The sequence below is a fragment of the Paenibacillus sp. N22P23 genome (assembly GCF_059383735.1).
The window spans coordinates 983,843-997,707 of sequence record NZ_JBXENT010000001.1 but is presented as its reverse complement, the minus strand read 5'-3'; the positions used below and the strand labels follow the sequence as shown (position 1 = coordinate 997,707).

At 44.9% G+C, this 13,865-nt stretch carries 13 protein-coding genes; 1 reads left to right on the top strand and 12 read right to left on the bottom strand.

The genetic code is table 11. The features are described 5' to 3' along the window. Positions 1-31: 31 nt before the first annotated feature. From AC506A_RS04885 to AC506A_RS04860, 6 genes are all read right to left on the bottom strand, one after another. Positions 32-673, bottom strand: coding sequence for an HAD family hydrolase (locus tag AC506A_RS04885; protein WP_495459843.1), 642 nt, complete (start codon positions 671-673; stop codon positions 32-34). Continuing rightward, positions 670-1,053 carry a VOC family protein gene (locus tag AC506A_RS04880; protein WP_495459842.1) on the bottom strand — a complete coding sequence of 128 codons (384 nt, stop codon included), beginning with the start codon at positions 1,051-1,053 and terminating at the stop codon, positions 670-672. Before AC506A_RS04880 ends, AC506A_RS04885 begins: the two co-directional genes overlap by 4 nt. A gap of 70 nt (positions 1,054-1,123) precedes the next feature. Beyond that, positions 1,124-2,239: a TolB family protein gene (locus tag AC506A_RS04875; protein ID WP_495459841.1), complete on the bottom strand. Its 1,116-nt coding sequence runs from the start codon at positions 2,237-2,239 to the stop codon at positions 1,124-1,126. A gap of 94 nt (positions 2,240-2,333) precedes the next feature. Continuing rightward, the gene (locus tag AC506A_RS04870; RefSeq protein ID WP_495459840.1) at positions 2,334-2,825 is read right to left on the bottom strand and encodes a hypothetical protein; all 492 of its coding nucleotides are present in this window, start codon (positions 2,823-2,825) and stop codon (positions 2,334-2,336) included. A gap of 155 nt (positions 2,826-2,980) precedes the next feature. Beyond that, entirely contained in the window at positions 2,981-3,631 is a 651-nt protein-coding gene (locus AC506A_RS04865) for a DUF4304 domain-containing protein (protein ID WP_495459839.1), read from the bottom strand. 220 nt (positions 3,632-3,851) lie between these two features. Next, positions 3,852-4,604: a 6-phosphogluconolactonase gene (locus tag AC506A_RS04860; RefSeq protein WP_495459838.1), complete on the bottom strand. Its 753-nt coding sequence runs from the start codon at positions 4,602-4,604 to the stop codon at positions 3,852-3,854. A gap of 64 nt (positions 4,605-4,668) precedes the next feature. Between AC506A_RS04860 and AC506A_RS04855 the strand changes: the two genes are divergently transcribed. After that, positions 4,669-5,085, top strand: coding sequence for a VOC family protein (locus AC506A_RS04855; RefSeq protein WP_495459837.1), 417 nt, complete (start codon positions 4,669-4,671; stop codon positions 5,083-5,085). Positions 5,086-5,215: 130 nt separating this feature from the next. Here the strand turns inward: AC506A_RS04855 and AC506A_RS04850 are convergent, their stop codons facing one another. The 6 genes from AC506A_RS04850 to AC506A_RS04825 form a co-directional block, all read right to left on the bottom strand. Beyond that, a complete protein-coding gene (locus tag AC506A_RS04850; RefSeq protein ID WP_495460970.1) occupies positions 5,216-5,950 on the bottom strand; it encodes a metallophosphoesterase family protein in 735 nt (244 codons plus the stop codon). Positions 5,951-6,035: 85 nt separating this feature from the next. Then, positions 6,036-6,767 (bottom strand): DUF695 domain-containing protein, encoded by a 732-nt coding sequence (locus tag AC506A_RS04845; RefSeq protein WP_495459836.1) that lies wholly within the window; start codon positions 6,765-6,767, stop codon positions 6,036-6,038. 106 nt (positions 6,768-6,873) lie between these two features. Next, a complete protein-coding gene (locus AC506A_RS04840) occupies positions 6,874-9,579 on the bottom strand; it encodes a UxaA family hydrolase (RefSeq protein WP_495459835.1) in 2,706 nt (901 codons plus the stop codon). Between the two features lie 94 nt (positions 9,580-9,673). Further along, the gene (locus AC506A_RS04835) at positions 9,674-10,552 is read right to left on the bottom strand and encodes a tetratricopeptide repeat protein (RefSeq protein ID WP_495459834.1); all 879 of its coding nucleotides are present in this window, start codon (positions 10,550-10,552) and stop codon (positions 9,674-9,676) included. Positions 10,553-10,579: 27 nt separating this feature from the next. After that, positions 10,580-11,539 carry an ATP-binding protein gene (locus tag AC506A_RS04830; protein WP_495459833.1) on the bottom strand — a complete coding sequence of 320 codons (960 nt, stop codon included), beginning with the start codon at positions 11,537-11,539 and terminating at the stop codon, positions 10,580-10,582. A gap of 120 nt (positions 11,540-11,659) precedes the next feature. Continuing rightward, positions 11,660-13,864 carry a hypothetical protein gene (locus AC506A_RS04825; protein WP_495459832.1) on the bottom strand — a complete coding sequence of 735 codons (2,205 nt, stop codon included), beginning with the start codon at positions 13,862-13,864 and terminating at the stop codon, positions 11,660-11,662. Between the last annotated feature and the right edge of the window lies 1 nt (position 13,865).

Sequence of the window (13,865 nt, the reverse complement as noted above, 5' to 3'; positions counted from 1 at the left end):
TTTTTGCGCGCATTGCTTTGCGAATGCTCTCTCAGGTTACATTCAGGATAATGTCCTTTAGTTCAAACAGAGTCTTGATTCGATAGCTGGCTTGTGAGAAGTCATGTGTTTTTGTGAAGTCGTTATGGACAATAGCACAGTCGATACCAGCCGCCACGGCTGAGTTCAAACCTCTGTTTGAATCCTCTACAACCAGGGTCTCTTCTTTGGCAGCTCCGAAGCGCTTTAGGCCGGTCAAGTATGGTTCCGGGTGCGGCTTGGTGCGCTCATAGTCTTCGCGAACAAGGACGAATTCCATGAATTGTCTAATCTGGCGCTTTTCATGAATAAGTTGAAAATCCACACGTTTTGCAGTCGTCACGATGGCCATGCGGACGTACTTTGACAGTTCGGCTAGAGTTTCAACTACACCTTCAATCTCTAAGGCTTCTGTTCTTAGATATTCCTGATAATAGACGTTGCGGACCTCACGCTGCTTGCTGATGGTCTGTTCATCAATACCTGCCGCCCTAGCTTGGGACCAAGTACCCAATGACTGAGTCATGTCGCGGAGGTATTGATCTTTATCCAATGTAAATCCAATGTCAGCCAGAGCGCGTTCTCCTGCTTTGTAATACCAGAATTCAGTATCAACCAGAACACCATCATGATCGAAGAGTATGTACTTTTTCACTTGGGCCAGCCACCCCAAATATCGAGTTTATTCCCATCTGGGTCGTAGGCATAAAAATTAAGACCACAACCATCATTGTCTTCTATCTCCGACACATTAGCTCCATTGTTTTTCATTTGGCCGTAGAGTCCGAGTAAATCATAGACTTCCAAGGTAAGTGCACATTGTTCTATTCCTTCGGTTTGTGTATAGTTCAGGGTTGTCCTCTCAGGAGTTCTAATCAAAAATATGGCTTGTCCCGAAGGAATACGGAGCTGAGCCTGATTTTCATGGACGGGTCTCATTAACTCCAAACCTAGGTTTTGCATATACCATTGGGCTGATTGTTCTGTATCCGTTGCAGGAATGTAAATGCAGTTAATCTCTTTTACTATACTCACTACGTCGCCTCCTTGAATATAAGGAGCCGCAACGAAGCAGCTCCTACTTTATAATTCCCGTCAGTTCAACCTATTTTTGCAACGAATACGTAATATGGACAATACTGCTGCTAATTTGGCTCCCATTCCATTTGGTGTATGCCAGTTCTCTGCCCGAAGGACTCCAAGAGGTTGTCGGATTTTCCATATCAACCTCGATCTCTGTGGATTTATCGGTTAACAGATCGTAGAGATAATGGCTGTTAATAGTTGTACCGTTCACACCAGCTTTCAGGCTGTAAGCAATCATCCGCTGATCTGGCGACCAGGAAACGCCGCCAAGTTCCGTACCTTCCGCGATGATTTTTTGATTGCCTCCGTTCGCATCGCAAAGGATCATTGTTTGTTTGGAGGCGTTATTTTGCAACACCAGCATTTGATCTCCGTCTCGCGATGGAATGACATCATAAACATGATCAAGAGTCAAACTTTGTTTTTCCTTCGTATTCAGATCTAGCGATTGTAAGGATTCATCGGAGCTCGTATTGTAATACATCTTATCCTTCATTTTTTGGACAATATACAGGGATTCTCCGTTTAAGTCAGACACAGCCCCAATCTCCCCGGAGACACTTGCCGTGAAGGCACCTCCGCTGTAGGCAGCGCCAATAACCGTATTATCATCAGCCCAGTTGGCGCTGAGCGCACCTGCAATCGGATCGCCTACGATTCCGAATGAATCCAAGGTATCCAAGTCCATCATGTGGTAAACAGGATCGCCTAGTGAGTACTCGCTATACAGCAGATGCTTCTTATCTCGCGATAAGACTGCGCCTCCCAGATTTTCATTTTTCTGTTCTTTTAACAATTCGTATTTGCGGGTATTCAAATGGTACAGATACAGGCTGGTTGGATAGGAATCCGACAGTTCTTCAAGGCTCATTTTGCCCAAGGCTTCGTTTTCTTTTGAAATAACGACCGTTTCTTCATCCAACCAGTCGGAGATGGCTATATTCTCATATCGATCTATTTGATTCACGGAAACATTGGGCACTTCTGCTTCGTTGCCGGCGTCGTTAATTACCGTTTCGGTGTTCCCTGGCTCTTGCACGACACTTCTGTTGTCGGACTGATCCGTATTGCAGGCAATGAGACTCATCAGTAATGCCGGAACAATTGCCATCTTGATGAATTGGTTGTTCTTCATTTGGGACGCCTCCTCGAATTCTAAACACATCCTAATCCACTGTTACATGGATGACGTGAACTGGAAGCGATTTGTTGCGCTGCATATTGAGAAGCTAGCCCCATCCCTTGAACTCATGGCAAATCCAATTTTCTTTAGAAAGAGATTCTTCATATTCTTTTACAACTTTAAAGGCTCGCTCAATTCCTTCTTGCGCTTGATAACTCTCTCCTTCTTGATGGTCTTTAAGTAAGCCGTCATATCTCTTCGTAATTACTGCAGCCCAGTACCAAGCTAATCGCATCTCAAAACTATCATGTGAACTGATGGAAATAATCAACTCTTGATTGTATTTCTTTCTTCTAAATATCTTTTCAAGCCAAGTATTTTGTATAGTTTCTACAGATATCTCGAATCCAGATAGTAATGAAACTCGATTTAGAGACTCATTCGGGCAATCTGTTACTTTAAATATGAACGGTAAAAATCCAGATTGGTCTTCAAATGAGAACTCAGGATGTATGTCAACTTCTGTATTTAGTTTCTTCATGTCATCCATACATTGAATGACAGATATTGATTGAGTGTCTGGAACAAATACAGACAAACAGTAACTCATGAACACTCTACCTTTCCAGGTAATGATTTTGAAATTATTTAGTATCATACTTTCCGGCTTCGAGTTATTGCTAGATGAACTTTAGTTTTCAGGTAAATGCCGGCTACTACAGTATCCGTATTCAACTATCATTCTGCGTTAGTTCAATCGATTAGCTCATTGAAGTCTTTTATCAATCCTGTTGCTTTTCCAATATTTTTAAGCCCCCAATTGGCAAAGCTGGATGCTTCGGCATTATTTCCTAGGAAGGCATGTGTACGAGCTACTAACAAAGCAGTTCTTAAATCCAATGGTGCTCCGTACCTGTCTAATCTATTTGATCGGTTAGTTATTTCGTCTAATTCTATTGAGGTTATTATATAAGGAAAATCATTGAATAGTGAGAAGTAACTTATTCCTTGGCCCAGAATCTTTTTTCTCATCTCTTGTATTACAGTTAGTGACTCTTCCTCTGTATGACCATATTGAAACCAAGTTTCACGTTCTTTCACGAGAAAAATGTTTCTCTGAAACCAGTTTACTTCATTTACTAGTCGTTTTCTGAATTCACAATCATAAACGGTTATTTTACTATTAGGAATAAGTTCTCCAATCGTATTCGGAAGAAAATCCAGATGAATCCCAAGTTCTACAACACAAGATCCACCATTTTTATCAGCCTGAATTACGATGGCATTAATAACATGGTTATTGTTGTCTCTAACAAAATGATGATCCGTTCCAATAAATCCATGTTCTTTTAAAGCAGGTGCCAGATGCTGCTTGACTAGTTTTCTGAATTCACTTATTTTCATTTGTGATCACCTCTTTACCATGAACATCTAGGTCAGTAACTTATTTCGGGATGATCATAGATATTTCCTCTAAATGTATCTTCTTTACAGAAGGCTGCCCGTTAGCACAAAGAAGGCCCCCGGATTCATTTGCCGGCAGCCTCGTTGATGTTTATTCAGCTATAGTGTCCCATGAAGTTCAATCATCAAAATTCACAACAGGTCTGAAATCAGCATCCAATCACGCTTGCTCCCATGAATAAAGCTCCTCCGTCAAGCTGCGATCGAGATGCCGGGCAGCCTCCGCATCCAGAAAAAAGTCAATGTGTTCGTAACCGAGCAAATATTGCACAGGCAGCATTGCTTCCCTATTGGCGAAGATCTCTTTCACAATATCCGCCTTTCGCTCACCGGTAATGGCAACAACGACTCTTTCACTATTCATAATCTGTTTTATCCCTAATGTAATTCCCTTCTCCAGCTGGACCTTTTCTATAAAATATTTCTGCGCCACCTGCTTCGTCGTTTCCGACAAATCAACTACGTTGCTGTGGTCGAGCACAGGGCAGCCCGGTTCGTTCAAACCGATGTGTCCGTTCATGCCTACGCCCATCAAGCTGAACGTTATCGGCCTCATCTGGATGTAACGGTCTATTCTCGCGCATTCCTGTTGTAAATCAGGCGCCGTCCCATCAAAAAACGCAATCTGCTCATCGCCGATTCCCACGAGCGAGAACAAATCTTTATCCAGCATCCGGTAGCAGCTGCCTTCCGATGACCGGTCGATACCTACCCACTCATCGAGGCTGACAATTCTCAGTTTTTTCATCAAACTTTGGGCATCCAGCCCTTCGGCGAACTTGCGGTAGCTTTTCTCCGGCGTGCTCCCCGATGCCAAGCAGAACACCGGGTGCTCGTCCAGCATCAAGTTCGCCATCATTTCTTTGGCAATTTCATTTGCCACTTCTTCTTCGCTATTAAATATGCGTATCACTATGACTACCCCCCATTTGACATCCAATTTATCCTAATGTTACTGTTTACTTGAGGTGATTGGAATGGCAGAAACAGCCAAAAGTATGTTTGTTAATCTACCAGTAAAAGACCTAAAGAAATCTATGGCGTTTTTCACCGCAGTAGGCTTTGAATTCAACCTAAACTTCACTGACGACAATGCAACTTGTATGGTCATCGGAGAAAACATTTACTCCATGTTGTTGGTTGAATCGTATTTCAAGACCTTCACCAAGAAAGAAATTTCTGATGCATCCAAAACGACTGAAGTCTTAATTGCATTAATGGTCGAGAGCCGCGAAAAAGTGGACAAGTTAGTTAACAGTGCGATTGCAGCAGGTGGCAATATTGCAAAAGACACACAAGATCTCGGCTTCATGTATCAGAGAAGCTTCCTAGACCTAGACGGTCATCACTGGGAAATCGGCTTTATGGATGAAAGTGCGATCCCGCAGGGGTAAGGAATCTGGGGATTGCTTGATTCATTTAATGTAGGGATGATGTCCTTGTGGCATCATCTCTTTTTCATTTAGAGAATGAATGTAGTGGTTTCATTAAAATATTTAACTCTGATTAATAGTCCCTTGCAAACTAATTTGCTTTTGCTCTACCATTTCTAATGGCATAACTATAATCATTTCGGTCATTTTGCTCTGCTCTCTGAGCAGCTAACTCATAATGATATGGAACTAACATATGTTCAATATGCCATGAACTACCCTTTCGACATACAATCACATATCTTGCATGAGGTGTCTTGGATTCCATGAAATGAGGGTAAGGTAATTGATCAAAGTACGCTGGAAGTCCGACACTTCCAGCATTAACAATCAATTTACCATCTGGTAACCACACTGATTTCTGAATATGTGTATGACCACAAAAAATTAGTTTCTGCTCAACTGGAGTTAATTCAGTCATTAATGTATCTACACTCTTTTCAACAACACCATGTGTTGCAACTTCTTCTAACAAATAGTTGTCATCGGCGAATGGAGTCCCATGACAGAATAATAAATCTTCATATACCCACGTCTTTTTAAATGATTGCATCCAATTATGTATTTCTCGAGTAAGCAGTGGTTTTACATATTGAAAAGTCACTGAATCCATTTGATCTTGAAGTAAATATCGATCACAATTACCCATTATGTTAGTAATGTCAGATCTCTTCATAAGCAATTCAGCTGTTTGAATAGGATCTATAGGACCGAACAATGTATCTCCTAAATTTACAATTGTATTTATTCCACGTGAATCTATGTCACTTAGTACCGCTTCTAAAGCATAGACATTGCTGTGTATATCAGATATGACAGCCATCATAAAATCTTTTTTCAATATAACTCACCAGCTATTCTATATATTATATAGTTTTAGATACCGATGTTTCGATTACAAGTTGAAATCACTACTTAATAACTTGTGTTTCCCAACCATCATAGCTTGCATTGAACTCTTCGACTAAATCAACAAACATATCTGTGATATCGTTTATTGATTGAGGATCAACTTTATCAGTACGATATATATGAAGTGTAACTTTATCAGAAGGTTTATGTTCTTCTTCAATAGCGAAATTCAATGATTTTACTTTTTTGATAAATTCATATTTGTCAGCATCATTATCGAATTCTATCCAGTGATCGACCCGCCTTGCCTCTTCTAATAAGTCTCCAGAATCTCGTAAAGATTCCAACACACTGCGATTACCCATATGTTGAATTTCATACTTATTAGGATAGATAAAACCAAAGTAAAATCCCCATGGTTCTTCTTCATCTATTGCAAAAGTTTCAATCGCATACCCATGCTCTGAAAACATTTGGTCTGCTAATGAGTACAAATCAAAAGGTTCATTCATATAAAAGAAGACATCTCTGTTTCCGTTCGTTGTTACCCTTCCAACATTATAGCCTATACCATCCATTTCATTGATTATTCTATCTTCTAAATCATTTATTAAATCGGCTTCTTCATCAACAGGGACTCCACTTTCTGCTGGTTCCTTGACTTTTATTCTCAAGGCAATGGGATAAGAAAATTCACTCTGATCTATTTCTTTCCAAATATCCATGTCTAAGACAATGGATGCAAATTGCTCCTCTATGGTTGAAAAATAAATATCCCAATGCTCTGACATTATCGATTCTCCTTTTAGGCATCCTGCAAACGCGGATTCATTTTATTAACTTAAACAAAGGCAACCGATCTGATTAGACCGGTTGCCTTGTTTAATAAACACTCCCTTACAGCGAGAAACCCAAGAAACCGCGCGTCAATTGGAAATCGATGTTGCCTTGTTGGTAGAGACGCGGCGTGTAGTCATGCTCCAAGGTTTGTTTGATACGCTCGAGCAGTTGCGTTGTCCACATTGACGGATCACCGGTCAACTGCAAATCCAAATCGTTCTCATCGATGACCGGCTTCGCCGATGCCGTTGCGATTTGAAGCATGGGCACGAACGGATGCGTCTGCATCGGGCGTTCACCGACGAGAGCAATCATAAGTTCGATGCCGGTTGCCGCAAGTCCGGTCACCGTCTCTACCCAATGCTCGGTTGGAGTTTCCATGACGTGGAATCCGTTGCGGCGTACGTGCTCACCATACGAAATGGATGGCTGGAGTTCGCTTCCCGCGAATACCGATTCGCGGTAAGCATCGATGGACAGCAGGTCACTGTTCTGCGGTACGACAACCAGGCCCCCGGCACCGACGATCATCCGAGTCAGCTTTGCCAGCTGCGCTCCAGCCTCATCTGCGATAAAGCCGTCACTTAAGATACCGATTCTTAGCCCTTCCAAGCCAACGACCGCCTTATCGGCTGCTTCATCTGCCTCTAACCGATCGGCGAACCATGCTTCCACCTTTTCCGACACTTTCGCGATGCCGCCGTCCAACTGAATACTGGCGAAGCCGAGACGGCTTGCATCAATACCCATTTCTTCCATCTCATGACGCATGAAGTCGTTGTGCGTTTTCTCGCATCCATGCTCCAGCAGCAAACAATGGCTCACCATCGGATGGGTAACGTGGCCGATTAACGTTCTCGCATGCAATTGTTCGGCTTGGCCGCCCGAATTCCCGCAGCCCTCCGTATGTGCCAAAGCGACGAAACGTGAAACAGTAGAATGGCCGACAAATTGTTGGTTTAACTTCTTCGTGATGATTGAGGCCACCTGTCCGGCGCACAAGCTCGTCGGCAAAATCAAGCCGATATTGTCACTGGCCAAGCTATTGTCATCATGGCGGGCAAGCGTGAATCGAATTGGAGTGGCCGCCGCATCCGTGTCAACGCGAATGTCGATTGGTTCCCCTGACGGTGCCGGGGCATGAAGCAGTTCTTCCAGCCGGCTGGCGTCGGTTTGCTGCCAATTACGCCAAATCTGCACCTGGGCATGTCCTGCCTTCTCGCCGACGCTGCGCTGGCCGGAAGCAATCTGGAGCATCAACTCAAAAACCTCTCCGCCGAGCTGATCCATGGATGCTCCTTCTAGGTACTGCCCAGCGTTCACGTCCATGTCATTGGACAGCAGCTGGAAACGGTTCGTCGTCGTGACGACCTTACATGTCGGAACAAACGGGAAGTTCGTGATCGAGCCATTCCCCGTCGTGAAGAAAATCATGTTGCAGCCTGCGGCGACCTGTCCCGCGATGCTTTCGAGGTCATTACCGGGGCTGTCCATGAAATAGAAGCCGCCGTCCTTCATCAGTTCACCGTATTCCGTGGCGTAATCAAGGCGAGTGCCTGGATCTTTCTTTCGCGCCGCTCCGATGGATTTGAGATAAATGTTATATAGGCCGCGATATTTGTTACCGCCGGATGGATTGCCTTCAGCGCTCGATCCATGCCACGACGTGCGTTCCTTGAAACGGTCCACTAGTGCAAGAAACTTGCGAGCAACTTCTACGCTGCGCGCCTTCGATAGGACATAAGTCTCCGCGCCGATCAACTCATCGGTTTCAGCAAGGCTGGCCGCGCCGCCGTACCGGACCAATTCTTCCGATATCCAGCCAAGCAGCGGGTTCGCAGAAATGCCTGAGAACGCATCAGAGCCGCCACATTGCAGTCCGATTCTCAAATGGCTGATGGATTCGCTCGTCCGCTGCATCGCATTGACTGCCGGCAGCCAGGAGCGAACAATTGACTCGCCCGTGGCTAGATCCGCTTGAAACGCGCCTTGGAGTGACACGAATTTATGAATCACGTCGTCAATTGGATAGCCGTTGTCGCGCAAGTATGTTTCCACCATGTGATTCGTAACCGCTTCGACGCCGTAATCGACGACCAATACGGCCCCGACGTTGGGGTTTACCGTAAAGCCAGCAAGCGTCCTTAACAATAAGTCGAGATTATTTGGATTTTCAGTACCGCCCTCTGTATGGGCCGCCGGAACGATTCCGTCGATATTCGGGAACTGCTTCATGTCTTCCTGCAGACGACTGGCAAGCTGCTTCACGTAGCTGCCGGTACGCGAGGTTAAGCCAAGCAGCACCACGTAATTGCGTGTACCAACACCTCTGCTTTCGCAGCGGCGATAACCCATGAATGTACGCGTGTCCGGATAAGCTGGCGACGCCGGGGCTGGCTGGAAGCTCGCTTCGTCCAGTACGTAAGGTGGAACGTGATCCGCGAAATTAGGCTCGGCAGGTAGCGGGAAGTTCAGCTGGCGCACCCCCAGTTCACCCAAAACCGCTCTGTTAATAACGTAATGGCCGGGTGGAATCGCCTGTACCGCCACGCCAAACGGAACTTCCCAAGAAAGCAGGTATTCGTCTGGCTCGATCGCCTCCACCGCGAAGCGATGGCCTTCTATGATCGTATAATCTAAAGTCAGCATTTGTCCTTTATATTGGATGATAGAGCCTGCCTCTAACCGGCGAATCGCGATGGCACAGTTGTCCCCCGGCAAGGGAAGTCTAGCTACATCTTCGAACTGGTATACTGCACTCACTGTTTTCACTCACCTTTGCCTTGGAAGATTATGATATGTCAGTTATTCTGCAATCACCACGAATATCCTTTAAAATCACAATTGACTGGCCATATTATGTCCGCCGTCTGCGCCAGCCGAATACACTGATATGGATAATGGCTCTTGTCGACCAGTGGGCCAGAATATGTAGGACAATAAACAACAGTACAAGTGGCTTAAACAAAATCCAGCTGGCAATCCACAACAGTAAGATTTGCCAAGGCTTCATTTTGCGTAATAATTTATTAGGCCACATACAGATTCGATAGATTAAATAATGATGGCGAAGTGATTCCAAATATTCGTCCTGGTACTGCTTCTCATCTGGATTTAATCGGACCGCACTGCGCATATAGGTCTCTTGCAGTTTATGCTCATTACGGTTTGAAGCTGCCCAAGCAAGATACATCAAGACGACAGGATCTTCAGCTCCATAACGGATTGCTTCACGGTCCAATTTTCTTGATTCAACAACTTCACCAAGAAGAGCTTCGATATAACTAAGAACAGCCAGATATTGAGGATTCTCGGATTCCAGCTCTAGGGCAGTCTCTATTTGGACCTTCGCTTCCTTGAATTTGCCCTTCTTGTTCAATTGATTCGCTGCCAAAAAATAATAGTGGGGTTCATACGGATTAATTCGTAGCGCTTCTGGAAGAGCCTCATGAAAGGCCTTCTCATTACTTGTCTCATAATAAACCGAAACACGTACATACCAGCCTAAATGATGCTCAGGATCCCGACTTAATGCTTCTTTCGCCCAATGCTGGGCCTTCTCATAATCTCCTAATAACGTAAGAATCTGAGCATATAAGGCATAAGGATCCGGATCATGCGGATCATCCCGCAGCAGCTTTTCCGTTTCAACCAATGCTTCCTTATAGCGTTTCCAGGCAATTAACTGATAGACGGCGCTGTAGGCTGAAGAAGTTGTTGGGTTCATAGTCTCCATCTTAAACTGTTCCTCCTGCTTAGTCGCCTATTTAATTCCATGCTTCTTCACATAGTCCAGAACGATCTGGTAATCACCGTTCACATCACTGAATGTGGCATAGTTTCTAGCGGTCGAGAACCATTCAATGGTCGTAGCCTTCCGCGCCTTAAGGGATTTACGGAGATCATCCTGCAGGATCGGCTGGATTTCACCCGTTTCAAATGTCCTCTCCATAGCGTAATCCACAGCATCTTTGACGACTTGTTCCAGATCTGCACCTGAGAACAACTTCGTTTCTGCTGCCAGTTTGGACAAATTCAGTGAATCTGTTGGCTTACCTGCAAGCTTCAGTTTGAGTATGGTACTCCGCTCTTCCTCCTCCGGAGGCGGAACGAATACAAGGTGGTTAAACCGACCTGGTCGTCGCAAGGCGGAATCCAGATACCATGGCGTATTCGTTGCACCAATGACAAATACCTGATCATTACCCGATTGCAATCCGTCGAGCTCAGTCAGCAGCTGATTGACAAGCATACGCTCATGATGCTGCCTCATCTGATGTCGACTTCCACCCATTGCATCCAGCTCATCAATAAAGATGACACATGGCTTGTTCTCACGTGCTTTCTGAAATATATCATGCAAATTATGCTCACTTTGACCCACATACATGGATAGAATGGCTTGCAACTCGATATGAATGAAATTCGCGTCAATCTCACCGGCAACTGCACGTGCGAGGAATGTTTTCCCACATCCGGGAGGACCAAACAACAGCAGACTTCCGCCAGCTTCTTTGCCATAGGCTTTGAAGATTTCCGGCTGCTTAAGAGGAAGTATGAAGTTCATACGAATCTTCTTCTTGACCTCTTCGAGACCACCAACATCTTCGAAGGTTTCTTTCGGTTTATCTGATTCAATGAGCGATTGGTCATCCTTGTTGAATTGAATAAGTTTTAACTTATTCTTTCGTCTCTCTGATAATTCATCATGATCTGACAACATGATTCCCTCCTTAACTCTCTATTATAAAAATAGTAGCATATTTACCAGCTCGATACGATACTGTAAATATCCTGTCTATGAAATGATAGAAGACAGTCGATTTCAGTCGACTGCCTCCGTTTACCCTCGAAACAAGAATACTTGCTTTACGTACCTTACAAAATGAACATCCCTATACGATGCCAAACGTTCGTTTAGATTGCGATATTCCTCCAGTTGGTCTGAATGGCGTATACTTCGTTCATCCATCTGCATTTCAAAGTGATGAAGCTCTTTCTCATATTGTATTCTGGCTGCCTCCACTTCCTTCGTTAAGGAATCTAGTTCAGGAATGTAAGCCTGCTTGATCACATTTAACCTTTCCTGTGCTGCGGTTTTATACGTTTGTTCCTCATCGGTTAATTTTGATTTCCGATCCTTATACTTTAACGCAATGGTGGAGATTTCACTGCGAGGAAGGGCTGCAGGAATTTTAGCTCGATACCTGCGTTCGATTTTTCTTTTCCAGTCGACCAGCGCCTTCGCTTGAGAGCGGCTCATGCCGACATGAACCGAACCGCCGTTTTTCAATATCAAATAGGCCCTGTCGATTTGTTTGCGGCCATAAGACTGATTAATCGTAATGTCCAAAAAATCGGCCGGCGTACGAATGCCGTTCGTTCTTAACCGGCGTTTCATCTCATCGTCGATATCCGGAATGTTATCCTGGCTAATCTTATGTTTGATCATTTGTTCTTCCAGCCACGTTTTTTGGAACGAGGCCAGTTTACTGGACAACTCCGTTTTCTCCTCTTGGTCAATGGTCCTTCTTTCGCCAACTAACCTGCTTACCTGGATATGAAGCTCCTTTTCCACCGCTTCCGTTTCTTGCCTTTCTCGATAAGCCGCTTCCTCGAGCCTCTGTACGCTATCGTTAATCAATTCCTCTTCTATTTGACGATAATGTTGCTTGATCTCGTTCAATTCGTTAAGTTCGCTTCTCAATTCGGATAGAGCAAGCTCCAGCCTCTTTGTATTTTCATACGTTACTCTCTTTTCTTGGACGGCGGGAACCTTCCCATAACGCCAGCTTAAAAAGGTCAGTTCCGTTCCAATACCTATCATCGGACAGAAGAGCATCGCTGCGACCGGAGCACGACTGTACAATGCAGCCCCGGCTGACGCTGCTGCGAGTACTATCAGGTAGGAAACGAAACTTTCCTGCAAGAACAGATGCGTTGAACGATGCTTAAGCGGCGTAGCTTCCAACGTAATATGGTCCAAGACCCACGACGCTCCACCGGAATACGAAGTTTCCGGCGGCAATTTAGCGGCGGCAGCCTTCAACGGCTTCCGCTTTAAGAGCCGATCATATAAGTCGGTTAATGAAGTTCGAAATGCTGTGTTTTTAGAGAAGGCCGAGATTTGGATGCTTAAAGGTTGCCTAGCATTATCCTCGGAATCGGGGTCGGGGAGTCTTGGCACCTCCGTTACTTCCATTGTCACGATTGCACGAAAGGAGTTAGCTGACGATCGTACTGCTTCATCTTCCACAATCGCTAGCATTTCGAACGCTCGTGATGCATCCGGATTAACAAAGTCATTCCTTCGGAAGAGGAGGCTTTCCTCCGTCTCTCCAGCTTCAAGTGAATGCCATAACGAGGGATCGGCACAAATTGCTGCGATCGATATCCAAACCACCCAAACCGAAAAGTGATCGATATAAGAGCCGAAATGAAATTCATTCCTTCCCGGGTGCTGATAGTTCCGATGACCGAGCTCGTTGCTTGGCATGCCGTTTAAAGCGGGGACATACATCCCGTCGTAGTCGATCAGAATAATTTCATCCTTGTTGATCACTATATTTCCATGCTGCAAGTCGCCATGCCCAATATTGGCTGAGAGCAGCTCGCGGCTCATTTTTATCCATTTATCGGAGAGTTCTTTAAGCAGGTCGGCACGATGCATATTCCGCTCCATGTAATTGAGCAGCGACTCTCCTTCCACCCACTGCATTTTCACGACCGGGAACCAATGGCCATTAATGTTAATGCCCTCGGAAAGGTATTCGAAAGGAACGAGATAAGGAAGAGGATGGGAGCGTAAATGCAAGCTGATGGCATCGTATCGGATCTTCTGATCTTTTACATTATTGGTGAAGCACCTGACCGCCCACTCTCGCTCACCGCATTTCAGTTTGTACACGCTGGCGAAGCTTCCCGATATCGGACGGGGCAGGCCGAGTTTATCCAATTCTGGGAAGCCGGCCTGCAGCTCAGCGTCCTTGAAACAAATACGCGGATTTTGGATGGCTTCCCTATAATCCTGCGGAGTGGGCCAGAACATC